Here is a 23,856-nt window from a genome sequence, read left to right as displayed (position 1 = left end):
ATTTGAATGAATTAAGAAAGGCGGTACGGATCATAGCCGTAAGAACGCTGGCATCGAGCCTGGCCCTGATCCTGCCAAGCTGCCATGATGAGTCAAAACAACAAGGACGCAGCGGTTACCGTGCTACAGATACTGTCCATCACGACCCCTATCTTCATCCTGATTGGTCTTGGTTTTTTTGCTTCCAAGAGCGGCATTCTGGTGCGGGAGCAGATCCGTGGTTTGGGTAGCTTCGTCATCACATTCGCAATGCCGGCCCTGATCATCCGAGCGTTATCCGAAAGCCCGATCGATCAGGTGTTCAATAAATCCTATCTCATCGCTTACGCGGTAGGATCGCTTCTAGTCTTCACCGGCGGCTTTTGCTTTACCCGCTACAAGCTCAAACAGACCCTGGATGTCAGCGCCATTACAGGCATGGGCATGTCTGTGTCCAACAGTGGCTTCATAGGCTATCCGATTGCCGTATTGGTACTGGGACAACCGGCTGCGGTAGCGTTGGCCCTCAACATGCTGGTGGAAAACATGCTGATGATTCCATTGGCGCTGGCGCTGGCTGAAGCTAGTCGCTCCAGCGAAGGCGGTGTGTTGAAAGTGCTCTTGGACATCGTCAAGCGACTGGGCAAGAACCCGATGATCATTGCGATTCTTGTCGGGCTCCTGCTGTCGGCACTACAGATCAAACTGCCTATCGCGATCTATACGGTGATCGACATGCTGGCCCACGCCTCGGCGCCCACTGCGCTCTTCGTAATTGGCGCCACGTTGTATGGCCTGAAGGCAAAAGGCATGCTGGTCGACGTCGGCCGGATTGCGGGCAGCAAACTCATTCTGCATCCGCTGGCCGTCTTTCTGATGACCCTGATGCTGCCCTCCATTGATCCAACGCTCAAGCTCGCAGCCGTTTTGTTCGCCAGCGCGCCGATGATGAGTATTTATCCGATCATAGGACAACGCTATGGACTGGAAGGCCGTTGCGCGGCTGCGCTCATGGTAGCCACAACCGCCTCGTTTTTTACAATCAGTGCTTTGCTCATGTTTATCAGCCCTGCACCGTGACGCGGGGCCGCAGCGGAAAATAAAACGCCTTGGGGATATCCAGGAGCCAATGCAGGTCTCATGTGTAGACTCGATCATTGGAGGACGAGATGAATATCAAAGCACTATCGGCCGTTGTAGCCATCAGCGCATCCCTTGCAAGCGGTGCCCTCTTCGCCCAGCAAGCCGCTGGCGATCACCAGCCTTCCAACAGCAAGTACCAGTCCGAAGTAATGAAAAAGGCACCTAATCAGTCAGAAGATGCCACCGTCAAGGACCCGAACAGCAACAACGAATATAAGGTAGGCAGCGAAGCGCCTGATAAATATCAGCGTGATACCTACCGAATCAAGGATTGGAAAGCCCACGGCCTGAGCGCTCCCGAAGAGAACCAGCACTGGGTCAAGATCGGTAACGATTATGTGCTCCTGAAAGACACCGAAGGCGCGATCATCAAGATCGTCAAAGGGCAGGACTCGAAGAAGTAACAGCGGGCTGATCAAGCCTGTCAGTACTACGCATAGGGGCCGGAACAGTTACCGGCCCTTATTGTTTGCATTCTTCATACGTTTGGCCTTTATTGACTTACTCCTTAGCCTGCGCCCTTGTCTATCAGCTAAATCAGGCGAGCACCTACCAGAATGTCCGCCACGGCCTGAAAGGTCGCTTCCGGCACCCCTTCTCCGGCTGTCCGCTGGGCAATGCGCTCAGCCAGTCCTCCGTTGACCGCATAAGGGAGCCGCTGCCGCTGCGCGTCCTGAATCATCTGGTGGGATTGCTCGGGTTCTGCACGGCAGACGATGACCGGCACCGGTGTCTCTCCCCTGACATATCTCAACCCTACGACCCACTGCCCAGGCGCACCAATAATGAGCGAGGCATGCTGCAGGCCACGCTTGGCTGAAAGGCTCTGCATGTCGCGGCGTAACCGTTGGCGCTCACGCTTGACCATCGGGTTGCCGTCAGTGTCCTTGAGTTCGCGCTTCTGTTCGCTCTTGGTCATGCGCATTTCCCGAGCAAAGAGCCAGCGCTGCATCAGCACATCGAAACCGCCTACGATCAAAAAAGCGATGATAGCCGTGATGACTAACGGTTTTAGAAGCCCCAGGAACGTGGCATACAGGCAGGAGGTACCGCAGTAGGAAGACTCCATTAGCCGTTGCAGCCCCAGCCGGTAGACGATGATGAACGCCACCGCCATTGCGCAGAGCTTGATAAGCGCCTTCAGAAATTCGATAACGCTGCGCATGGAAAAAATACGCTTGAAGCCAGCAACCGGATCGATCCGCTCATACGTTGGCTTCACCGGCTCGGCCGAAAAGACCATACCGCGCATGACCACAATATTCGTCAGAATCACTGTGACTACCGTGACAGCAAACAGCGGTAACGTAGCGGCCATTAGGACATCAAGCCCCAGCATTTGCAGCCTTGGCCAGACCTGGGTGAATGGCTCGACGTAGATTCGGCCTGCCTCAAGCAACAGCGCCTCCACACGCGCCTCGATATCGGGCGCTATCACGACCACGCACAGGGTGCAGGCCAGGATAACCATACCGGTTACCAGATCCTGGCTTTTGGGTAGCTGCCCTTTCTTACGTGCATCACGCAGTTTCTTGGCTGAGGCCGGGAGGGATTTTTCCTCAGTCTGCTGACTCATGACACCACTACCTGAAAGCGCCTGTTCATTGCCCTAGCCCTTAGAGACGGCCTGTTCCAACCAGTCGAACACCTCATACAGGCTACCCAGCTCCGATAACATGAGCGGCCCAAGGAAGGATGCGTAAAGCACCATCAAGAACGAAAACAGCAGATTCTTTACCGGGAGAGACAGATCGAATACATGCAGCTGGGGCGCCATACGGGAGAGATAGGCCAGCATCATGTCAGCCACTAGCAGCGCCACGACAATGGGTGCGATCAGCAACACCCCGATCTGCATCACACGGTCCAGTATCCGCACGATCTCCAGCGCCGTGTTTTCTACCACGATCGGGCTAAAGGTCAGGGTCGGCCAGAGGCCATAGCTGCGGTAATACCCATCTACCATGAGCGTAAAGCCCCCAGACATGAAAAACAGTGTGATCAGGGTAACCGTCAGAAGCGTGGAGGAAATACTCGTCTCACCGGCGCCCAGTGGATCTACCAATTGGGCCATGGTAGACCCACGCTGAAGATCGACCAACTCACCTGCAACCTCTGCAGCCCAGAACGGAATACCGAAGGCAAGACCAATCACCAAGCCAATCGCCATTTCCTTGATCAGCAGCCCTGCAATGGCAAAACCAGTCGGTGCGTCTGCCAGCGAAAGCCCGGCATAGATGACTGGCGCCACCGGAATGGCCAGCACGACGGCTACCGCCGAACGGATCATGCCGGTCAGTCCCAGACGATTGAATGCCGGACTGATGATGACCATGCCCAACGCCCGTGCCACTGCCAGGCCAAAGGCCGCGAGGAAGGGGTAGACATAGTCCAGAAGCGCCTGGGCAACGGCAAAATTCACGTCAGTGCCTTACCGTGTCCAGGCTGCGAAATTATCGAGCATCCGTTCGGCCAATTGCCCCACTTGCCCGGCCAGAAGCGGGCCGACCAAGATCAGCACAAGCAGCACAGCCACCAGCTTGACGGCCTGCGGCAGCGTTTGATCCTGAATCTGTGTAAGAGCCTGCATGAGCCCTACCCCAAAGCCGATCACGATGGCGACGATCAGAGCCGGCGCCGACAGGAGCAACACGGTAAGCAGTGACTCCTTCATCAAGGAAAGAAACAGATCCTGTCCCACCTCAGCCTCCGTAACTCATGATCAATCCGTGCATCAGGCGTGACCATCCTTCAACCGCCACGAACAGGAAAATTTTCAGGGGAATGGAAATCAACGTAGGCGACACCATCATCATGCCCATGGCCATGAGGGCATTGGAGACGATCAGGTCGATCACCAGAAACGGGATATATAAAAGAAAGCCTATCTCAAATGCGCGGGTCAGCTCCGAACTGACAAAGGCGGGAATGAGTACAACCAGATCGTCGTCCCGTAAGTCTGCCCGCGCCTCCTCCGACCAGATGCTCTCTGTCGCCTGCATGAAGAATGCGCGCTCATTATCATTGGCGAACCTCGAAAGATGGTTCTGCAATGGCTGGCGAAGCGCTCCGGCGGCTGCTTTGACACCGTCCACGCTCTCCAAACTGATCGGTTGATGCTCCAGCTGCCGGTACATCTCACCTACCAGCGGAGTGGTCACATACACGGTCAGAATCAAAGCAATACCGTACAAGACGAGGTTCGGCGGCGTTTGCTGAATGCCCAAAGCATTGCGGATCAGAAACAAGACGACAGAGATCTTGAGAAATCCCGTCATCGTGACGACTGCAAGCGGAACCAGCCCGATCGTCGCAACTACAATGATGATCTCAATCAGGTTGGGCTGAAATTCATCCATGTGTTGATAGGCTCGTGATCCGTACGCCTAGCCCTTCGCCAATCCTGATCAGGGTACCGCGGCCGAGTCGGCGGCCGTTCACAGTGATCTCAACGGCCTCGTCAGTCGAGTCCGGAAACGCAAGGATGCTTCCCTCCGACAGCGCCTTGACCTCACCTAGCGGCAACTCCAGCCGCCCCGCCTCACATACCAATGTAACAGGCACCTCCCCTAATGGATCGTCCTCGGCGGTTGTTTTATGCATGGACGTATCACTCATGTCCCATTCCTTACTGACAGACGTTAAAACCAATCCGGTTTGCAGCTGGTATCCCGAGGCCACTACTGCCAGAGGCGCCCTGAGCCGGTTTTCAACCGATATCCAGGCGCCCTGGTTCGAGCGCAGCATCACCACATCACCAGGCTGCAAACCTTGCAGTTCACTCAGGCGCACCTGCTGGCTGCCGATGCAGAGCGTTACGGGGAGCCGCAGCTGAGAAAGAGGCAAATCACTGGCAGGAAATGTTTGATCGAGGCATGGCAAGAGCGGACCAAGGGTTGTGGCTGAAAGATCCAGCATCACGGGATAGGTCTTGTCCCGCAGCGTTACCTGAAACGAGAGCCGTATGGGATGAGGAATGTCCACGGGACCGGCTGCGAATCGAATGGCGAATCCGGTGGATTGCTCAATGGGCTGAATAGAGGTCAGGAGCGCCTGCTCGATCAGCAAGGCCCGGAAACGCGCTGGAGCGCCGATGCCCTCCAGTAGCGCTCCGCCAAGTGCCTGAGTCAGCGATGATGGCAGCTGCAGACAGGCTGGCTGCTCATCGAACATGAGCGGAAACGACAAGGCGGACTGGATGGGCTGGGAGTTCCATGCAAGCCGAACGCTGACAGGATGACCTGTAATCTTTCCCTGCCAGTCTTCACGCGAGCGATACACACGATTGGCAAGCCTGACGTCTTCGAGTGTGACAAGGGGAAACACCAGAGGGGCAACCTCTTTACTCGTGCAAAACTCATCACCAGCTGATGGATCGGTCATCCACATCACGGGGTCTTCCTAGCTTGCGGGCGATCTTCCGTCTCGATATCAGCCTGCATCTCTTCTGCAAGACGCACGTTTTTATCCTCATTGGCCAGTAAAAGGCTGACGGCCTGCCTCGCTTTCCAGCACTGGTTACGCGTCTGCAGGGCTTCGCTACGCCTGAGCAGCGCCATGGCATGCTGCTCGTCCAGTCGGCGGAGTTCGTCTTCCAGATCCATCCGACGTCCGGTCAATGCCTTGAGCGCCTCGACCACCTGCTGTACATCACGATGCCCAAAGGCTCCATGAGCCAGAGTGGCCATAAGCTGCGCCTCCTGCTGATGCTGGTCGACGCAATAGGCGTGATACTGTTTCCGGGCATTTGCAGCAGCCTCCTGCGCCTCGCTGGAGCGCTGTGTATCAGCTGCCAGTGCTGCCATGGCACGTTCTTCACGCCGTGTGCGCAACGCAATCAACACATTCAGACGACTTCTGGAATGGGTCATGATGCAAGGCTCGCCAAGCGCCGCACGGTTTCGGCGAACGCCGCGCGTTCCTCGGTAGGCTGCCGTAAAAAGGCTTCGATCGCTCCCTGTTGCGCAATGGCCTGATCTGTCATGGCGTCGCTGCCAGTCGTGTATTCACCCACCTTGAGCAGCAATTCGATATCGGCATAGCGCGCCATCAGTTCACGTACCTGGCCCGCCCATCGGCGGTGCGCCTCGGACGCAACCGTGTCCATCAAACGGCTACGACTACGCAATACGTCGATGGCTGGGAAATGATTGCGTTGAGCCAACTCTGCACTCAGCACAATATGTCCATCCAGAATGGACTTGGTTTCTTCGGCGACGGGATCAAGGGTGCCGTCCCCTTCAGTCAGGACGGTATACAACGCAGTGATCGTTCCGTGCTGCCCGGGGCCGGCCCGTTCGAGCAGCCGTGGCAATGCGGCAAAGAAGGATGGCGGGTACCCTCGTCGAGTAGGCGGCTCCCCTGCCGCCAGGCCGATCTCCCGCTGCGCACGGGCATACCGGGTAATGCTGTCCATGAGCAGCAATACATTCTTGCCCTGGTCACGGTAATACTCGGCAACGCTGGTCGCCACGTAGGCGGCCTTGACGCGCTCAATGGCAGGCCGATCCGAGGTAGCCACCACCGCTACGGTACGCGCCCGTGCCCGCCTGCCCAATTGTACATCCAGCAGTTCGCGTACTTCGCGGCCACGCTCGCCAATCAATCCCAGAACAATGATGTCCGCCTCGGTGCCTTTGACAATACTGGCCAACAGAGAAGACTTGCCGATACCGGGTTCACCAAAAATCCCGACGCGCTGACCCCGGGCAACCGTCATGAGTCCATCAATGGCGCGAATACCTAATTGCAAGGGCTCCTTGATCAGGCTTCGCTCGAACGGCGCTGGCGGCTCGGCCTGAAGCGGATAGCGGCGCGTATCATGCCCATCAACTGTTCCTTCGACACGATCCAGCCGCTCGCCGGTCGGACTGATAACCGCGCCGAGCAAATGATCACCTACGGTGATTGTCATCGCCTGACCGGTGGAGATAACTTCTGTACGGGTCGACATACCCTCCAACTCACCCACCGGTGTCAGCAGCGCCTCGTCATGCTCGAAGCCGATGACTTCAGCGGGAATCGTGCGTCCCGTGAGCGGGTCGCGTAGGTAGCAGAGTTCACCAACCCGCGCCTGGGTCAACATGGCATGCACCATGATCCCGCGAATACACTTCACACGTCCGCGTACCGGACGCGACTCTGCCCGATCCAGGCGCGCTTTCAAGCTGGGGATGATCGTCTGGAGATCTAACACTTCCAACACCGACTCCTGCATTACACCGCCTCAGACTCGCCAGGGCTGACCAAGGCGGTACGAAGCGCGTCCAGCTGCATGTCCAGGCTGGCATCCACCACAGCGACAGGACTGGCGATAACGCATTGAGTCGCTGTGAGCTGGGCATCGGGCTCGACGCGAAATGAGGCTGATGGTCCAGCCCCTTCCAGCAGCATTGCTTCCACGTGGGCCACATGCTCTGGCGCTACCCTCACGGTTATCGTGTGCTGACCACGAAAGGTCGTCAGGGCTTCGCGAGCGAGACGGGCCACCAGCTCGCCGGGCTCAAACTGGCCCAGAACGCGGCGGACTACATCCAGAGCAAGGTCGGTCAAAGCCTCCGGCAGACTGGCCAAATACCGGTCCATCTGGCGGGTGGTATTCACCAGGATCTTGTTTGCCGCCTCGATGCCGGCGCGCTGGCCTTCAGCGTAGCCTTGAGTGCGGGCGGCATCGACTTGCGCCTGTGTACTGGCCAGCAGGGCATCCGCTTCCTGTCGGGCCTGCTCGAGAAACGTGTAGCCATCCATCCATTGGGCGGCCTCAGCTTGCCGAAGAATGGTTTGGGTAGGTTGACGGGGCAGTTCGCTCAAGAAGCCTTCCTCACTGTTGCATAGGCCTGAACGTGCGGCGCTATACGCCTGACGATGGCGGGCCCGCGTTGCAGCAGGTCCGTCGAAAGTGCGCGGCTGTAGACAGGCTCATCCGTCGCCTTCAGTCGCAGCCAGGCGGCGAGCGAGGTAGGTTGAGCAGCCAGCCAGGCGGCGATACAGGCCTCTCCATCCAACTGAACGGCCCGCTCCAGTTCATCGAGATCGGTCAGAACGGTGGAGGTGCTGGCCAGATCGGCATTGGTTACGGCCAGGGCGAATAAGTCATCACCAAAGCGCGCTTTCAGCGTACGCAAGGCCGACGCTCTGATCTCCTGGGTGAAGGAGCGTCCATGAAGGACCACACCACACGGCACCACCAGTGCAGCAAAGTGTTCCGGCGCCAGTAACGCAATGGCCAAGTCCTCTTCAACGGGCGGCTCTACCTCATTTAATGGCGGCAGCGCGAAGTGATCCTGGAACAAACGCTCAAGTCGAGACTGAAACCGCTGCTCGGCCTGGATCGCAGCCACGATGGAATACTCGCCCCATTCACTGAAGCACTCAGCAACGTGCTTGCCGTGTACGAAGCGCAAAGGGTTGGTCTTGAAGAGGTTCCACCCGTTTTCACCACGAAACAACGGCAGTTCTGCAGACTGTGTCAGGCTCATTTCAATGGCACCAATTCGTAGGGTTGAGCACGCCGGGACTGCCACACCACGTAAACCAGTGAAGTGGCCAGCGCCAGCACGAGGAAAAGCAGCCCGCCCATGATCCAAGCGGCCTTGCCGACGTTCGATTGAAGCATCCAGACCCCCATGAACGAAGCCAGGGGTTCGCCCTCTTGGGAGCCTTCGACCCGCCTGACTGCCTCGACCGGTACGACTGAAACGTTCTGATAAGTCAGGCCCGAAATGCCATTGGCGACCAGGGTCTTGATCTGTGGAATCAGCGGATTGATATCGAGCCCCGGTTCATACCGGATAAAAACCGATGCGGAAGATGGCATGACATTGCGTTTAAGCAGGTCATTATCGGGCAATACCACATGCACCCGGGCCGACAGCACTCCATCGACCTGCGATACGGTATGAGAGAGTTCTTCGCTCAGGGCATAGACCATCTGAGCACGTTCCTGAACAGGCGAAGACACCAGTCCATTGCTCTTGAATACATCGCCCAGGTTGGCAAAGGATTGCCCTGGCAAGCCAGCTTCGTCGAGGATATGCATGGCCTCGGCAAAGCGTGCCTCGTCTACCTTGACGGTAAGATGGCCGTCCTTCTGAACGACGCGTTCAGCAGAAATGCCGCGCCGCAACAACTCCGCCACCATGCTGTTCGCATCGCGTTCTGAGAGGTTGGTATACAGGTCCGTTTTACATCCCTGCAGCAACGCCACCAGCGTGAGCAGTACTACCGCTTTTGCAAACCATCCGTTCCAACCGGTCATCTTATTGACCACGCAGCAGGGTGTTGGCCGCCCCGGAAACCTGGGTCGCGCCTCGGACAACCATCTGGGTTTCGATCGAATGATCGAACATGCGGCTCAGTGCGGTGACAACCTTGTCCATCTGGCTGTCCGGAAGCGCCGCGCCTTCGGCCTGGGAGCTACGGATCACCGGGCCGAAGGTCTGCGTCTGATCGACCCCGCCGTTGGCCCGTTCAGCGAAGCGATGGGAACGATCCAGAAAGCCATCCAGCCGCTCTATCAATCCCTGGCTCAGTTGAGCCGGGCTTGCTCCCTGAGGAAGGCCCTGGGCATGCATCGCCATGTGCTCGAAGAGATTCTGGGCAGCCTGCGCGGCAGGTTCCGGCATGGGCTGCGGGGCTACAGGAGGAATACTGACAGTCATGAATATCTCCAGACACACATCGATAATGCACAGGGCCGCCAGACTTACTCGTCCGACATTGCCTCATTCAGGATCTCGTTCGCGCGGGGCATAATGATCATCTGCCCGGCGACGGTCACCGCACCGTCCACCAACTGCTGGGTGAACTCTTCATCGGTCATGCCGGTATCGGACGACTCGAGCGCAGCGTCGAATGTCTGCTCGCTGTTAGTGACGCTGCCGGTACTGCTGTTGTCTATGGGTGCTGTTGCCATGTCCTTCTCCTTGTCTGTAAAGGCCAAAAGGCCAGATGTTCAACCCTGTCCGCTAAAGACTTCGGTTTCCGCGCCGCCCCTAAAGATACGAATGCCCTGGCTTTTTTCCCTCGAAATAACGGGCCTTTCCAGGCCTTCGAGACTGCGCTGCACATAGCCAATGTAGGCAGGCGGCCCGGATACGCTCAGAACCGAGCGGCCGGGGTTGAGCTGTATCGATACGTTCTCGCCTACCAGGCCCAGCTGGTCGAGCACGCCTCTCAAAGCCTTCTGATCGAACCGGCGGGTATCGATGATCTGACTGATCAGCTCGCGGTTGGCGTTCACATGCAGGGCGCTGCCGTCGTAGTACCAGACCAGCCCTTGGGTGGCGCTGATACGCGAGAGAAACTCACCCGCGTGCTCCGCCCGCACATGGCCCTGTACCCGGCCCTTGACCTGATCGGACAAGACCACAGGCAATGACAGATTACGACCGAACTCCATCAGTACGCCGCGTACATCCTGATCAATCACAACGTAGTGATAGGGCTGGTCCAGCCAGACAGGTTTCTCTGTCTGTGCCCAGCCATCAAGCGCAACCCCTGCAAGCGCAAACAGGCAACACAGTGAACGTAAACAGCGAGCGGTAAAAACAGGCAACGGCATGGCTTGCTCGTTCTTCTTCATCTCTTCCATACCCGGCTCGATGCCTCATACGACTCGAACCGATGGCAGACAGTGATCCATCCCTGTACGAAGCAAACCAAACGACGACTCCGGCTTATCCTTTATCCGGAACGTTCGGACACTTTCTCGATGCCCCGAGTATGGTGAGGCTTTGTGACAAGCCCGTTGCAAGTCACCCAATGAGTGTTGTCTGTATCACAGAACCAGGGCGGTACAGGACAAGCCTCAAACACAGCCGGGCGCTGTCATCGCACTGTCATGTTTGTCCGGCCAAATGCGCAGGATGTGGCTCTTTGCAGTCAAAACATGGAGTGTGATTTTGCCTACCTCCCGCCCTACCCGGTTCGTCCTGGCTGTTGTGTGCTCCTGGCTGGCCGGTTGCAGCTCTGCACCTTCCAATCCCCACTCTGATCTTCAGCTGGACAAACTGGCATCCGACATCGAACGCCGGGGCGACCCTGCCACCGCGTCGGCCCTGTATGCACGCGCGGCTCAACAGCAGCAGGACGCTCCCGCGTTCATTCGTCTGGGTAATGCCCGGCTTGGCAGCGGAGATGCCAACGGTGCTGCCCAGGCCTTTCGCGAGGCTTTGATAAAGGAACCCCATAATCCCGACGCGCTGTTGGGATTTGGTAGTGCCCAGCTACGGCTCGGCAATGCCAGCAGTGCGGCCAATGCGCTGAAGGAAGTTGCCCCGCTCAAGAAAACGGCCAGTACCTATAGCAAGCTGGGCACGGCCTACAGTCTGTTGGGCCAGTCAGCCGCAGCGGAAACAGCCTTTTCCCAGGCGCTTGAATTGGCGCCCGGCAATCTGGACATCCAAAGCAATCAGGCCGTCGCCATGGCGTTGGGAGGCTCACCGGATCGTGCCGTCACACGGCTGCGTGAAGTCACCCGTTCCCCTCTGGCCATGCCAGGCCATTACCGCAACCTGCTTCTGGCACTGGTACTGGCCGGTCACGAGCAGGAGGCTACGGGCCTGGTCATTCCCCAAACGACACCGGCTCAAAAAGCCCGGCTGCTCGAACAGGCCCGGCAAATCAAGTCCCTGCGCGACCCGATGCAACGCGCCCAGGCGGTAGGGCTTATCGCCACTCATTCCAATTAAAAATGCTCGCCAGACCTGATCTGACGAACATCATCACATTCCGGCAGCGTTACGGTTTGCCGCTTCCTGCTCGAGCCGTTGCCGCCTGATGTCATCGGCGGTGTGGCCGGTGATATAAGCTTCTGCCGCACGTGCTACCGGAGCGGCCATGGCGGGTCCCATCGGACGACCACGCTGTAGGTCAGTAGGTCGCTCGATCATTCTGGCCAGATTAAGCGCATTGGCGCAGCCCATGGGTAAACGATCGGGCGCTGCCGCTGTTTCGGGACTCAAGCACACACGGGGCACCCATACCGCCTGACCGTTGCGATCAGCCAGACGGACATAATCCGATGCATAGGACACCGGCTCCAGTGAGCACCCCGCCAGCAGCATGACAGCCGCGCCGAGCACAGCAAGGGAGCGTCTCGAATCAATCCACATAAAACCCGAACTCCGAGTAAGGCTTGGTGGGCGCGGTAGACGTTCGCGCCAAGTGCTGTGCAGGATTGGACGCGCTCGGATCAAGTGGCGTAGCCAGCGTGTGGTCTGACTCAGGCTCGACAAGGTACGGCGTGATCAGAATGACCAGTTCGGTTTCGTTGCGCTGAAAGCGTTTGGACTGGAACAATGCGCCCAGGATCGGAACGTCACCCAGCATGGGAAGCTTATCCATGTCCTGCGCGCTGTTGCGCTGGAAAAGACCGGCGATGGCAAATGTCTGACCACTGCCTACCTCAACACGCGTATCGGCCCGCCGGACCTGGAACGTTGGCACACTGGTGCCCGCTATCTGCACGGCACTGGTCGTTGAAAGACTGCTGACCTCGGGGCGAACCTGCATGGCGATACGCCCACTGGGAAGCAGCGTAGGCGTAAAGAGCAGCGATACACCAAATGGCTTGTATTCAATACCTACCAGGTCACGACTCACAGGAATAGGTACCGGCACTTCGCCCCCTGCCAAAAAACTGGCCGTTTGCCCCGTTACCGCCGTGATGTTTGGCTCTGCCAGAATTTCGAGAATGCCGTTACTTTGCAGCGCATCGAGTAGCACATCGATATTGGCGCTGCCGGAGCTGTAACCTGCCGAGATCAGATTCGTGGCCCCGGCTACTGCCGACTGCGCCAGCGGACCGCCTGTCACCAGCCCGAACGAAAACGAACCACGGGTAATGAGCGCATTCCAGTTCACCCCATACCGCAGCAACTGCTCGCGTGACACCTCGGCGAAACGTACCCGGATATTGACCTGGGGCGATTCAGGATAAGTCGTGGTGTTCAGGGGTGGCGGGCCACCGGCTGGTGTCTGGCTATCGAGTAATGCATTTATATCCAGCGCCGACGCAACATCCTGGGTGGCTCCCTTGGCTATCAGCCGCTTGCCGGATTGCGCCACCGAAACGCTGCTGCCTGGCTGCAATGCCTGTACGGCCTCCTTGATCGGCCCGACATTGGGCTGGACCTTGAGTTGCCAGGTGCCTTGAATGTCCTCGTTTGCATTCAGGGCAATCAGATTAGTTTCGCCACTGGTCTTGCCATAGACATACACCACTCCCGGCGAGACAACGCGCAGATCGGCAATGGCAGGATCAGCGACAAATACCGACTCTACCGGCGCCTTGAATTTCACAATCTGGCCCTCCCCCGAGGCGAGGTAAAGCACACGCCCCTCAGAACTCACCCCCTCAACAGGTTGCGCAACGGCCCGCCCGGGAGCCAGCCAGCCGCCGGACAGTAAAAGACAACCGAAACCGATAATCAGCCATTGTCTTAACGTCGGTCTCGGCACACACCCTGCCTGCCGGTAATCCTCAAACACCCTCACCATCCTTTCTGTTCCCTTACAACGGTTGTGGAGCCGTCAACGATTCCGTTACGGTGTGTGGCAAGGCCGCATTGGCCTCCGGTAGCGTGAGCGTCGTCAGCGACTGCACGGTGAATTCCCGGGTCAGGTCCTGGTAGCACAGCACGGGAACATCCAGATCATGCCGGGTCAGCAACTGCCGGAGCGGGCGACGGATGTCCGCCGTCACCATGACCACCGGATTCAGATCATGACTGGCAGCGTCATACGCGTGCTGAAGCTGGATCGTAATGGTGCGGGTCAAGTCGGGCGGCAGTACCGTAGGGCGGCCTTTATCACTGCGGCGCAGTGGCGCCCGTAGTGCCTCCTCCAGGTCCCGGGAAAAGACATAGGCCGAGATGACGCGGTGACTGTCGGCGTACGCATAGCAAATCTGCCGGGCTAGCGCAGCACGGACATGCTCGGTCAGAATGGGCGTATCCAGATCACGCGGTGCCCACTCCACAATCGCCTCAAGAATGGCGCGGCGGTTGCGGATGGAAATATGCTCACTGACCAGCCGCCTCAGCACATCCGCGATTCGCTGCAAGGGCAGCACGCGGAGGGCCTCCTTAACGAGCTCGGGATACTGCTCTTCCATCTCGGTCAGGATCTGACGGGCCTCCTGGATACCCAGGAATTCAGCCGCATAGCGGCGTAAGGTCTGATCCATGCAGGCGTCAAACGTCTGCGCCAGATCCAGATGCCCTACCCCAGCCTCTACCAGCGTGGCAGCCTGTTGTGCATCCACCCACAGGGCAGGCTTACGGCGTAACAACGGGGCCGAGGCTGTATGCTCGATTGCCAGCAGCTCAAGATGAACTTCATCGTCCTGCAGCAACACCGCATCAGGGCGGATAGCTCCCTCCATGACGGGCACGCCCTCCAGATCAATCCTGAACCGCTCCGCCACGGCGTTGCGGTCAATGCGCAAGCCGATACGGGGAAGCTCGACGCCCAAGTCCTCACTGATCTCGTAACGAGTACTGTCCAGTCGCTGCCTGAGCGTATTGAGCGAGACCTGTGACACATGGGCTTCACTAATCCATAGCGTAATGCGGAAATGACCCGTGTCCTCTACATCTTGTATTGGCTCAGCCGTAACCTCACGTGGTTCCGGCTCCTCCTGAGCAGCCGGAACTTGTTCCGCGGTCTGTTTACGCCGATGCATGTAGAAGGCCGTTCCGCCCAGGACCAGCGAAATGGCAATGAATACAGGCGCCGGGAATCCTGGAATAAACGCAACGCCCAGCAGAATGGCAGACGTCAGTGCCAACGCCCGCTGGTTGGCGCTTAGTTGACTAATAATTTCCGTGCCGAGATCTGTCTCTGCATCGGTTGTTACGCGCGTGACTACCGTGCCTGCGGCAACCGCAATCAACAGGGCAGGAATCTGGGCGATCAACCCATCGCCTACGGTTAATAGCGAATAGGTATGCACCGCCTCGCCAAAGGGCATGCCCCGCTTGATCATACCGATCAGCAAGCCACCCAGCAGGTTCACGCACAGGATGACCAATCCGGCGATCGCATCTCCTTTCACGAATTTCATGGCACCGTCCATGGCCCCATAGAGCTGGCTTTCCCGCTCCAGGCGTGAGCGACGTCGACGGGCTTCGGCCTGATCGATATCACCATTACGCAGATCGTTGTCGATACTCATCTGCTTGCCTGGCATCGCATCCAGAGTAAAGCGAGCCGCCACCTCGGCCACTCGCTCGGCGCCCTTGGTGATAACGATGAACTGCGCCACGGTAATGATCAGAAAAACCACCAGGCCAATGACCACCTCACCGGCAATCACGAAATTGCCAAATGCCTCGACAATATCCCCCGCTTCTCCGTTGAGCAGGATCAACCGGGTCGTGGTGATGGAAAGCGACAGGCGAAACAGCGTACTGAGCAGAATTACCGGCGGGAGTGCAGAGAAATCCACTGAATGCGACACGTAGAACGCAACGACCAGAACCAACAGACTGAACGCGATATTGGTGCCGATAAGCACATCGACCATTACTGTGGGTAGCGGGATGATCATCATCACGATGGCCAGCATCATGAACAGTGCAATGACGATATCGGTACGCTGTGAGGCCATTACAGCCAGGCGGTTCAATCTGGCGAGCACGTTACGGCCCTCCGACTATCCAGATATTCACGAAAACAGCGTCGTGCCTCGTCTTTGGCACCCAACGCCCATAATGCGCGGCTACGCAGAAACTTGAGCGGCATGCTTGACCCTTCAAGCTGCTCCAGCCTTCCGATAGCAGCCAGTGCCCGCTCCCCATCACCTGTGGCAATAAAGCCATTGGTGAGCGTACGCAGCAAAGCGGTATCTGCCGGGTCGATCTGAATAGCCAGAAGCAGATAGATCAGCGCTTGTCGCTGTTGTCCGCTGCGTAGATACAGAGCGCCAAGCGAGTGAAGCAGCTGTACTGCCTCGCGATCCTGTACGTTCATAAATCGTCGATCTCGCTCAACCGCATCCCAAGCTCCCGACGTTGCTGGATTTCCTGCTCAAGCAGGCTGGCAGCAAGTGCTTTGATCTCCGGCTCGGCGTCCAGCCGAGGCAACACCGTATCAATGATGTGCTCCAGTACCTGAAGCGAATGGCCAGGGCTGAAGATGCCAGGGTCGTTAACGGGAGGGCCGATCAGCTCCGCCAGCTCGTTACGCAGGGATTTGAACGGAGTCCGGCTGCGCAGCCGCAGCAGCGACTCGAACACCTCACTCTGCCTGGCTCTGGCAACCGAGCCGGTCCGACGCAGGGATTCGCTGGACGCCTCTTCAGGCCGCTGCAGGTCCAGCGGTCGGCTGGTATCGATTCTCATCGAAAAGGCCTCCCACCCAGGGGTTGTGTAAGCAATGGCAGCGTCATAGGGTCAGGGCAAACTCGTGGCCGTTGCGACTCAGGACAATCCGCTGCGGCTCTATCCCCTTGAGCACCCAGCCGTCGTCCAGCGATGCGCCGGGGTAAAGACGTGTACCGGACTCACTAACCACATAAGGATCCTGTCCCAGCCATACCGCCTGGAACCTGACACGGGGAGAAACCGGCGCCTTGCGTAGCGTGACCGAGCTGACCAGTACATGGCTGCTGCCATACTCACCGTCGAACCACCTCTGGATATCGACCCAGGCTGGCTGCTGAGCAGCATCGATTTCACCGAAGAGCATCAGATGACGGCCTTGCGATTCGACATGCACCGAAGAAAGTCCAGCGGATTCAAGTCGGGACAGCAATTGTCGGGTAACCTGATCGTCCCGCACTACGGGCTCCTGACCAGCGCCGCTGTCGAGTACCGGGCTAACTGGCGCGTTGGCAACAGGCGATAAGCGATCTTCGGCTTCGCTGGTGCCGATCAACGTATACAGGCCTAGCAATACCGCCGCGCCAAAAAGTGCCATCATACCGGCGTGGGTAACAGGCCATCGCTTGGGAGGCGCAACCAACCTTGTCAGCGGAGCAGATAAGCGGATTCGAGCCTCTCCAACGGATAACTCCACCGGTAATGGCAGGCGCAGCCCCTTGCCCAAAGGGATTCGTTTTTCAGCCGTGAGTACATCGCCTCCAATTGCCTCAACGGCGACTGTATTTTTCTCCAGACGCAACACGGCATGGCGAGGCGCAACGCCTGCATCCCTGAGCACCAGATCCACCTCGTCGGAGGCACCCAGGCAATAGGCAGGTTCATCCAGCGATACCGATACGCCAGTATGCAGTCCCGCAATGACCTCAAGAGTAGGCACTGCAGGTTTTGAGCCGGGAAGAGAAGACATTGCAGACATCATTGTTTTGCCTGACCCGGCACGCATGGCAAGGCCAGCCTGCATGCAGGTCCAATCTGGAAAGCTGTCTGAACAAACAGACGGCGCCATAAGGCGCCGCCCGTCCACACCTTAGTTCTGAGGACGCTGTTTGGTCGCGTCAAGCTCAGTTTTCTTCTCGGTGGTGATCTCAGTGATCTTCGCGGATTTTTCGATAGCGGCATCGAAAGCGGCAGTCATTTTGTCGATAGCAGCGTCGGAAGAACTGGTGCTGGTCGGAGTAACATTACTCATATCAATATCTCCTTATTGAAAAAAATTAGACATGCGCCAACTGCTACTACACGGCTGCAGAGAAGAGCATATTTCCAGCAACGTCCTGATTCTTTCGAACCCCAATCGCTGCCAGACGAGTGAATGTTGCCCCGCAAGGCATGAACATTTAATTACACGAATATTAAGAATTATAAATAGCTGCAAACCGACCCTTCATATAATGAGCTTTAATGTCTTAATGCCATGATTTCCAAGCAATTAAGAATTCTTTGTCACTTTATCGGTCAAGATTGCAACGCACTAATTATGCGAACAGATTCACTAAGCAGCATATTCAAACAGTTAATTGAGTAAATATTTGTAAATAACCGCTAACAAGCAGATGCTTATATATGGGCTGAGCGAGTATTGCTTTGTATAAAGCATTACTCGCTTAGCAAACAGCATATGAATAAGATTTGGCAATGCCCCGCATATGAATTAAAGATAGAGTCTTTCAGTCATCGAAACGGAACATATTCCACTCAACCAATGCGTTAGTCTGTTGACCCTTATTTAATCCATCTTCTGCGTACATATTGTGAGTGTCCGTTTACCACTCAACGCTTTTGATAAGTAGACGAGACTAACGCTCGTGCCACGGCGGTCGAGTCCCCACGGGCCGTCCTGGGGCTGCGCTTACGGTCGGGCGCGGTTTTAAGGTACAGCCCCAGGCGCGGAATGATTTCCTGGCGGGGCACCTTGTCCGAGCGCTCAGCCTGAGCGTTTTCTGCATCAAACTCTTCGAGCGCATCGACCCGCGGCCACGGCTGCTTCTCATCCAGTGAAACAAAAATCGGCAGATTGGCGTGAGGCATGGCGTCATAACGAGGGCTTTTGGAGAAATACAGCATCACGCGCGGATGGGGCGCAATAGGACGGTAGCGATGCAGTTCGGCCTTCGCATCCAGAAACCCCAACGCCTTGAGCTCAAGCCTCAGATTGCGTTCCTTGTCCATATCAGCCTTGGCCACGGCATCAGCCAGCTGCGTTTCGATCTTTTCGATCACATCCTTGACAGGGATGCTTTCGGGGGCCGCCGTTTTGCCCGCCCAGGTGAACAGGATACGCCGTGGCACCCCTTCAAACACCTGGATATGGCGCTCGATCTGCTTGATGACAATCGGCAGCTTGAGAATGCTCCGAAGATGCTTTCCCTTGGATAGCGATTTCAGGTTCATGGAGGCCGTTTCCTGAGCCAGAACCTCAAGAAAACGATCACGCGCGGCATTGGCCTCACGGGCGTACTCCAGCACTGACTGCGAAACGCCGATCCACCCTGGGAGCCGCATGACGGTACTAGGGTGCTGCCCCTCCTCCTGCTCGAATTGCAGGATGGCCTTTTTCGCAGCCTCGATGGCAGGCTCACCCACTAGCTCCATCGGTGTGATTTTAGTCTGGCCTTTAGGCTCCTTGTTGATGGGAAGCAACCAGACTTGTGCATGAACCACCGCCGAAGGCCACGTTGCGTTGAAGGCTCGCTGAGCTTCTACCATTTCCTGCCACGCTTCGCGCACGTCAGTGATCATGAGCACCTCTTTCCTCAATAAGTAATACCAACATTCATTATAACCGTCTCATCCCAATCTGACCGATTAAACAGATTCACAATCAGATAAAGCCCTTGTCGATACGTCTATTAAACTGCATTAAGCTGCAACAGGCTGGAAATGCGGCTCGTTTACTTATTATTAGGCTGGTATTACAAGACAGGGTTCCGTCTACCTCTCTAGTCAGCTTCAACGTATCGTTTGATCGGCTCCGTCATCGTTTTGCAAGGGATAAAAGGTACTTACGTTCGTCGCTTCCAAGGCACTTTTTCTTTTCCAAACTATCGGTCATTAAGCAAGGCATATATTTGCTGACCTTGCCCTTTTCACATTCGAATCGGTACGAGCTTATGCTCAGACCGATGGTGATACGCCGTGACATGAGGAGTCTTGAGATGTGCAGCCCCCTTTATTTCAGCCGCTATTCACTGCGGAACCTGCTCATCATCACTGATTACTTCCCGGCAATAACCTCCCCTCTGGGCCCTTGATGGAACGGGCCCTTTCGCGGCAGCGAGCTGTTCAAAGCTCGTTTTGGCCCGCTCTGCGGGCCTTCTTTTTTCTGCATGTTCAGACGACATTTACAATGCTCACGCCCAGGAGCCCGCGCATGCCGCATGATTGGCTCATGATGCCTTCAGGCACGCTGCGACCTGGGCAAGGCTCGATATACATGGGAGCTGTCCCTTATGTTCAAACTCGCTTACGCCCCTTACAAAACCTGGACGACTATTCCTTCGCTCGGCATTCGCATGCACGCCCGCACCTGGCTAGCCCATGAAGATGATCCACATCAGGTTCCAATCATCCTGATTCATGGCCTGGCGCTTTCAAGCCGCTATATGGTCCCGCTGGGGAGACGTCTCGCATCGATGGGTCATGACGTCATGGCACCCGATTTGCCCGGTTTCGGGCGCTCGCCTGCGCCGCGGATGTCCAAGTGGCCAGCAGGTCCGGATGTCAGAGAGCAGTCGAATCATCTGCTGGCCTGGATGGATGCCAACGGAATCCACAAGGCGGTGCTGTGCGGCAACTCCGTAGGCGTACAAATCGCCGTTGAAATTGCGGCACGCTTTCCGGATAGAGTCGAGCGCCTGATCCTGATCGCACCTACGCCAGACCCGGCCTATCGGACACCGGCGCGGCAGTACGCCCGCCTCGTCTTGAACATGCCGTTCGAGGCACCTTCGATCAACCCGCTGATGCACATGGAGTATCTTTCCAATGGCCTACCGCGCATGGTTCAGCAGCTTCGCAGAACGGTGGACGACCCCATAGAAAACCGTCTTTCCCACGTGCATGTTCCTGCCCTTGTAATCCGTGGCCAATACGACAAGACCCTTACCCAGCAGTGGGCAGAGGAATTCACCAGTCTACTTCCCAACGGCAAACTGGTGGTTGTAGAAGGCGCGGCGCACAACGCGCACTACACCGCCGCGCCGCTCATGTCGCAGCTGGTCCATCGGTTCATCACCGGTCGTTTCGATACCCGGGCAACCGACATGAGTAATGAAATTGTCGTCTCTGGCATGGATCAGGGTCGTGATCGGCTGGCGCCAGCCAAATTATTATCACCTCGCATGCACGGCCTTCTGGACTATGCCTCAGCAGGCCTCTGTCTGGCGTTGGCAGGTGTCAACGAGTGGGGACCGCGCACCCGCCAACTGTTTGCCGTTGCAGGTCTTTCAACCGCAACCTACAGCCTTCTGACCAACTACGAGTATGGTCTGGTGCGCAAGCTGCCCATGACGGTTCATCTCAATATCGATACCTGCAGCGGATTGAAGCTCCTTCTGGCCGCCGCTACCTTGCTTCGCGGCGAGCCCGTAACCGGACGCTGGGCCGTTGCGGCTCAAGGTACGTTCAATCTGCTGGCTGTGGCGGCAACACGAGTTCCAATGGGCCCGGCTCGCCTGGTGCCGGTGCAAAACCTGAGCCTCTGCGCTCCTACGGACTACCACCCGGCTACCGCCGATGAGAACACCTACTCCCAATGACGTAAAACGCAGCTCACAACTTACAGGGAGACATGGCGCCTGCGCCTAGCCACAACAGGCATAGGAGGCGCAACCAGGCGAGCTGAACCGTGGAGTTGCCCAACGATAGGCGTTGGGCAACTCGTTACCTTCGAACGTCATGAACTCCATATGGGCCGCAAGGGAGCCATTTACCAGGCGCATCCACAGCTCGGCTGGAAGCGTGTTGAAGTAGCTGTCCATATCCGACTGCGACTGCCATTGGCCATACACCAACCAGCAGTTTTCCTCTTCCGGCGATGGCATGACGGTAAAGGTGAGACACGTCTGCCCTGGATAAGGCAATCCCCTGAGACATGCCCTGAGGGCTGCGGAGCGCCCGGTGCGGGCATGGATCAAGAGCAACGATGTACAAGGCGATGCGGACATGAGTCCTCCTCCGAGATGAAGTGCCACGGGTTGAAACCGGAAGCCCTTAATAAGGGCTCGCGGTCGGCCTGACGATAATCTCGCTTACGTCCACTTCAGCAGGCTGTTCAATTGCAAACGCAATGGCGCGCGCGATGGACTCCGGTGAAATAGCCCCTCGGCGAAACGCGTCCATGGCTGCCTGAGCGGTTGGATCGGTGATGGTGTCAGCCAGCTCAGACTCCGTTACCCCGGGCGAGATCACAGTGACGCGGATATCGGCTCCTACCTCCTGACGCAACCCTTCGGAAATGGCCCTGACGGCAAACTTGGTTGCACAGTAAACCGCGGCAGTAGGACTGACAGCATGCCCGCCAATCGAAGACAGATTGATGAACTGTCCGCTACGCTGCTGTTGCATGACCGGCAAGCCCGCCGCAATCCCGTGGAGCACGCCCCGAATGTTTACATCGATCATGCGATTCCATTCGTCAACCTTGAGCGCTTCAAGCTTGGAAAGCGGCATCACACCCGCATTGTTGACCAATACATCCAGACGTCCGCCCTGCTGCTGAGCGAACTGCACAAACGACTCCATATCCTCCAATGCGGTAACGTCGAGCCGGCGGTAGTCAGCCTTGCCGCCCTGCGCCCTGATTTCAGCTACCAGGGTCTCAAGCCGCTCTGTACGACGCGCCCCTAGAATGACGAAGCCGCCCTGTGCCGCCAGATACCGTGCGGTTGCTTCGCCAATGCCACTGCTTGCGCCGGTAATTGCGATGACCTTGCCTTCTAGACCTTTCATACGAATCTCCTTGCCTGTCAGTGAGGGCGGCCGGTATTGCCGCGTTAGTGACAAGGCTAGAGCCGAAAGGCATTCAGACGTTAGACGGATCCTGCTCGCTTCTTGCCTGATCCTGCACGGAGAAGAACGCAGTGGGCCAGGGAGCGCCTGTCCAACACGATTATTCGCGCTCTGCAGGCAAGGTTGGACTACGCTGGCTTTCACAATCCTGCGGACCGCGGGCATACCATGACAGGATCAGGCAAGAAGTCAGCAGAATTGATATAACCCTGCATTGCCACTTTTGGTTATCGTGACGCCTGACTTGATCGGTACGCCTGTGCACGCCGATACAATGGGAACCGCAAGCTTCAGGGGATCAGCATGGACTGTGTAACGCATGAATCCACTCATAGTCGAGACACGCTTCTGCAGCAGGAACTGGCAGCGCTGATTGATCAGCTTACGTTGACCGATGGCGCTCATACCACCCGGATCGACGGTCTCTGCTTGATGCGTGCAAGCCAGCCCTCAGACCCTGTGCATGGGATCAGCAACCCCAGCTTTTGTGTCATCGCACAAGGTCGTAAGCAGGTTACGCTTGGCGATGAATGCTTTACCTATGACCCTCTGTATTACTTGGTGGGCTCTGTCTCGCTTCCTGTGACCGGCCAGATTATCGAGGCTACCCCCGAGCGCCCCTATCTCTGTATTCGGATCAACCTGGACCCGGCGGAAATTACCCGCCTGATAGCCGACGCCGGCCCGACAGGTGTCCCCGTCGTACCAGCTCACCGGGGCCTGTACGTCGAGCGCGTGGATAATGCCATGCTCGATGCCGTGACTCGACTGGTTCGCCTCTTGCACACCCCGCGTGACGCGGCGATGCTGGCCCCTCTGGTGCTACGAGAGATCTATTATCGGTTACTGCGTAGCCCCCAGGGATATCGACTGTACGAAATGGCAATAACGAACAGCCAAACCCACCGTGTAAATCGCGCCATCAACTGGTTGAATCAGAACTACATTGAGCCGTTGAAGATCGATGAGCTTGCCCGGCGCGTCAATCTGAGCCCTTCAACGCTGCATCATCGCTTCAAGGCGGTGACTGCGATGAGCCCACTGCAATATCAGAAGCAGCTACGCCTTCAGGAAGCCAAGCGCCTGATGCTCCATGAGGGCATCGATTGCTCGTCGGCAGCGCACCGGGTGGGTTATGAAAGCCCCTCCCAATTTAGCCGCGAATACAGCCGGTTATTTGGAGCACCACCCATGAAAGATATGGCCCGCTTAAGAGCGAGCGCGTAGTAACACCTGACGTCCTACCGCCCGCACTTAGAACCTTGCGCGCACCTAGCACGGCAGACTACCCCGGCGGGATTAGACCTTTGTCTAACCAACAGCAATGACCTATCGG

At 57.2% G+C, this 23,856-nt stretch carries 28 protein-coding genes; 5 read left to right on the top strand and 23 right to left on the bottom strand.

The window, feature by feature from the left end:
• The first annotated feature begins 120 nt into the window (after positions 1–120).
• Complete coding sequence (locus JQR90_RS09305) at positions 121–1,059, top strand: AEC family transporter (protein ID WP_037030913.1); 939 nt, start codon at positions 121–123, stop codon at positions 1,057–1,059.
• 89 nt (positions 1,060–1,148) lie between these two features.
• Positions 1,149–1,526 (top strand): RcnB family protein, encoded by a 378-nt coding sequence (locus tag JQR90_RS09300; RefSeq protein WP_010798182.1) that lies wholly within the window; start codon positions 1,149–1,151, stop codon positions 1,524–1,526.
• A 128-nt stretch (positions 1,527–1,654) separates the two neighbouring features.
• Here the strand turns inward: JQR90_RS09300 and JQR90_RS09295 are convergent, their stop codons facing one another.
• From JQR90_RS09295 to JQR90_RS09235, 13 genes are read right to left on the bottom strand one after another with little or no spacing between them, the layout of a single operon-like run.
• Positions 1,655–2,698 carry an EscU/YscU/HrcU family type III secretion system export apparatus switch protein gene (locus tag JQR90_RS09295; protein ID WP_010798181.1) on the bottom strand — a complete coding sequence of 348 codons (1,044 nt, stop codon included), beginning with the start codon at positions 2,696–2,698 and terminating at the stop codon, positions 1,655–1,657.
• A 33-nt stretch (positions 2,699–2,731) separates the two neighbouring features.
• Positions 2,732–3,544, bottom strand: a complete 813-nt coding sequence (gene sctT / locus JQR90_RS09290; protein ID WP_434140751.1) for a type III secretion system export apparatus subunit SctT — start codon at positions 3,542–3,544, stop codon at positions 2,732–2,734.
• A 9-nt stretch (positions 3,545–3,553) separates the two neighbouring features.
• Complete coding sequence (locus JQR90_RS09285; RefSeq protein WP_010798179.1) at positions 3,554–3,823, bottom strand: EscS/YscS/HrcS family type III secretion system export apparatus protein; 270 nt, start codon at positions 3,821–3,823, stop codon at positions 3,554–3,556.
• A gap of 1 nt (position 3,824) precedes the next feature.
• Entirely contained in the window at positions 3,825–4,481 is a 657-nt protein-coding gene (gene sctR, locus JQR90_RS09280) for a type III secretion system export apparatus subunit SctR (RefSeq protein WP_010798178.1), read from the bottom strand.
• Positions 4,474–5,511: a type III secretion system cytoplasmic ring protein SctQ gene (sctQ, locus tag JQR90_RS09275; protein WP_010798177.1), complete on the bottom strand. Its 1,038-nt coding sequence runs from the start codon at positions 5,509–5,511 to the stop codon at positions 4,474–4,476. The genes sctR and sctQ overlap by 8 nt, the downstream gene beginning before the upstream one ends.
• Positions 5,511–5,993, bottom strand: coding sequence for a hypothetical protein (locus tag JQR90_RS09270; RefSeq protein WP_434140750.1), 483 nt, complete (start codon positions 5,991–5,993; stop codon positions 5,511–5,513). Before JQR90_RS09270 ends, sctQ begins: the two co-directional genes overlap by 1 nt.
• Complete coding sequence (locus JQR90_RS09265) at positions 5,990–7,318, bottom strand: FliI/YscN family ATPase (RefSeq protein WP_425451155.1); 1,329 nt, start codon at positions 7,316–7,318, stop codon at positions 5,990–5,992. Before JQR90_RS09265 ends, JQR90_RS09270 begins: the two co-directional genes overlap by 4 nt.
• A gap of 20 nt (positions 7,319–7,338) precedes the next feature.
• Positions 7,339–7,932: a type III secretion system stator protein SctL gene (gene sctL, locus JQR90_RS09260; protein ID WP_434140749.1), complete on the bottom strand. Its 594-nt coding sequence runs from the start codon at positions 7,930–7,932 to the stop codon at positions 7,339–7,341.
• Positions 7,929–8,600, bottom strand: coding sequence for a hypothetical protein (locus JQR90_RS09255; protein WP_150347482.1), 672 nt, complete (start codon positions 8,598–8,600; stop codon positions 7,929–7,931). Before JQR90_RS09255 ends, sctL begins: the two co-directional genes overlap by 4 nt.
• Positions 8,597–9,379 carry a type III secretion system inner membrane ring lipoprotein SctJ gene (gene sctJ, locus JQR90_RS09250; RefSeq protein ID WP_404627501.1) on the bottom strand — a complete coding sequence of 261 codons (783 nt, stop codon included), beginning with the start codon at positions 9,377–9,379 and terminating at the stop codon, positions 8,597–8,599. Before sctJ ends, JQR90_RS09255 begins: the two co-directional genes overlap by 4 nt.
• A gap of 1 nt (position 9,380) precedes the next feature.
• Positions 9,381–9,782, bottom strand: a complete 402-nt coding sequence (locus JQR90_RS09245; protein WP_150347484.1) for a hypothetical protein — start codon at positions 9,780–9,782, stop codon at positions 9,381–9,383.
• A 44-nt stretch (positions 9,783–9,826) separates the two neighbouring features.
• Positions 9,827–10,036: a hypothetical protein gene (locus tag JQR90_RS09240; RefSeq protein ID WP_010798170.1), complete on the bottom strand. Its 210-nt coding sequence runs from the start codon at positions 10,034–10,036 to the stop codon at positions 9,827–9,829.
• A gap of 39 nt (positions 10,037–10,075) precedes the next feature.
• Positions 10,076–10,714, bottom strand: coding sequence for a type III secretion protein (locus tag JQR90_RS09235; protein ID WP_434140748.1), 639 nt, complete (start codon positions 10,712–10,714; stop codon positions 10,076–10,078).
• Positions 10,715–11,024: 310 nt separating this feature from the next.
• Here JQR90_RS09235 and JQR90_RS09230 point away from each other — a divergent pair, with 310 nt between their 5' ends.
• On the top strand, positions 11,025–11,813 hold the full coding sequence (locus JQR90_RS09230; RefSeq protein WP_239380756.1) for a tetratricopeptide repeat protein: 789 nt from the start codon (positions 11,025–11,027) through the stop codon (positions 11,811–11,813).
• 33 nt (positions 11,814–11,846) lie between these two features.
• On the opposite strand, the gene JQR90_RS09225 is transcribed toward JQR90_RS09230, so the two are convergent.
• The 8 genes from JQR90_RS09225 to JQR90_RS09190 form a co-directional block, all read right to left on the bottom strand.
• The gene (locus JQR90_RS09225; protein ID WP_122042657.1) at positions 11,847–12,236 is read right to left on the bottom strand and encodes a CpaD family pilus assembly lipoprotein; all 390 of its coding nucleotides are present in this window, start codon (positions 12,234–12,236) and stop codon (positions 11,847–11,849) included.
• Positions 12,226–13,584, bottom strand: coding sequence for a type II and III secretion system protein family protein (locus JQR90_RS09220; RefSeq protein ID WP_434140780.1), 1,359 nt, complete (start codon positions 13,582–13,584; stop codon positions 12,226–12,228). Before JQR90_RS09220 ends, JQR90_RS09225 begins: the two co-directional genes overlap by 11 nt.
• Positions 13,585–13,636: 52 nt before the next feature.
• On the bottom strand, positions 13,637–15,736 hold the full coding sequence (sctV, locus tag JQR90_RS09215) for a type III secretion system export apparatus subunit SctV (protein ID WP_434140779.1): 2,100 nt from the start codon (positions 15,734–15,736) through the stop codon (positions 13,637–13,639).
• A 14-nt stretch (positions 15,737–15,750) separates the two neighbouring features.
• Entirely contained in the window at positions 15,751–16,098 is a 348-nt protein-coding gene (locus JQR90_RS09210; protein WP_239380753.1) for a tetratricopeptide repeat protein, read from the bottom strand.
• Positions 16,095–16,469 carry a hypothetical protein gene (locus tag JQR90_RS09205; RefSeq protein WP_010798163.1) on the bottom strand — a complete coding sequence of 125 codons (375 nt, stop codon included), beginning with the start codon at positions 16,467–16,469 and terminating at the stop codon, positions 16,095–16,097. Before JQR90_RS09205 ends, JQR90_RS09210 begins: the two co-directional genes overlap by 4 nt.
• Positions 16,470–16,512: 43 nt before the next feature.
• Complete coding sequence (locus JQR90_RS09200; RefSeq protein ID WP_434140747.1) at positions 16,513–17,418, bottom strand: SctD/MshK family protein; 906 nt, start codon at positions 17,416–17,418, stop codon at positions 16,513–16,515.
• A 120-nt stretch (positions 17,419–17,538) separates the two neighbouring features.
• Entirely contained in the window at positions 17,539–17,700 is a 162-nt protein-coding gene (locus JQR90_RS09195) for a hypothetical protein (RefSeq protein ID WP_010798161.1), read from the bottom strand.
• Between the two features lie 581 nt (positions 17,701–18,281).
• Complete coding sequence (locus JQR90_RS09190) at positions 18,282–19,250, bottom strand: DNA replication terminus site-binding protein (protein ID WP_122042661.1); 969 nt, start codon at positions 19,248–19,250, stop codon at positions 18,282–18,284.
• A gap of 710 nt (positions 19,251–19,960) precedes the next feature.
• Here JQR90_RS09190 and JQR90_RS09185 point away from each other — a divergent pair.
• The gene (locus tag JQR90_RS09185) at positions 19,961–21,268 is read left to right on the top strand and encodes an alpha/beta fold hydrolase (protein ID WP_122042662.1); all 1,308 of its coding nucleotides are present in this window, start codon (positions 19,961–19,963) and stop codon (positions 21,266–21,268) included.
• 45 nt (positions 21,269–21,313) lie between these two features.
• Here JQR90_RS09185 and JQR90_RS09180 read toward each other — a convergent pair whose 3' ends face one another.
• Both JQR90_RS09180 and JQR90_RS09175 read right to left on the bottom strand, forming a co-directional pair.
• Positions 21,314–21,676: a putative quinol monooxygenase gene (locus JQR90_RS09180; RefSeq protein ID WP_010798158.1), complete on the bottom strand. Its 363-nt coding sequence runs from the start codon at positions 21,674–21,676 to the stop codon at positions 21,314–21,316.
• Positions 21,677–21,722: 46 nt separating this feature from the next.
• The gene (locus JQR90_RS09175) at positions 21,723–22,460 is read right to left on the bottom strand and encodes an SDR family oxidoreductase (protein ID WP_010798157.1); all 738 of its coding nucleotides are present in this window, start codon (positions 22,458–22,460) and stop codon (positions 21,723–21,725) included.
• A gap of 363 nt (positions 22,461–22,823) precedes the next feature.
• Here JQR90_RS09175 and JQR90_RS09170 point away from each other — a divergent pair, with 363 nt between their 5' ends.
• Positions 22,824–23,747, top strand: a complete 924-nt coding sequence (locus JQR90_RS09170; protein WP_010798156.1) for an AraC family transcriptional regulator — start codon at positions 22,824–22,826, stop codon at positions 23,745–23,747.
• Positions 23,748–23,856 lie beyond the last annotated feature (109 nt).

Source organism: Pseudomonas sp. JZ114, assembly GCF_051027705.1.
Taxonomy (GTDB): domain Bacteria; phylum Pseudomonadota; class Gammaproteobacteria; order Pseudomonadales; family Pseudomonadaceae; genus Chryseomonas; species Chryseomonas luteola.
This window is presented reverse-complemented; position numbering and strand designations above follow the sequence as displayed.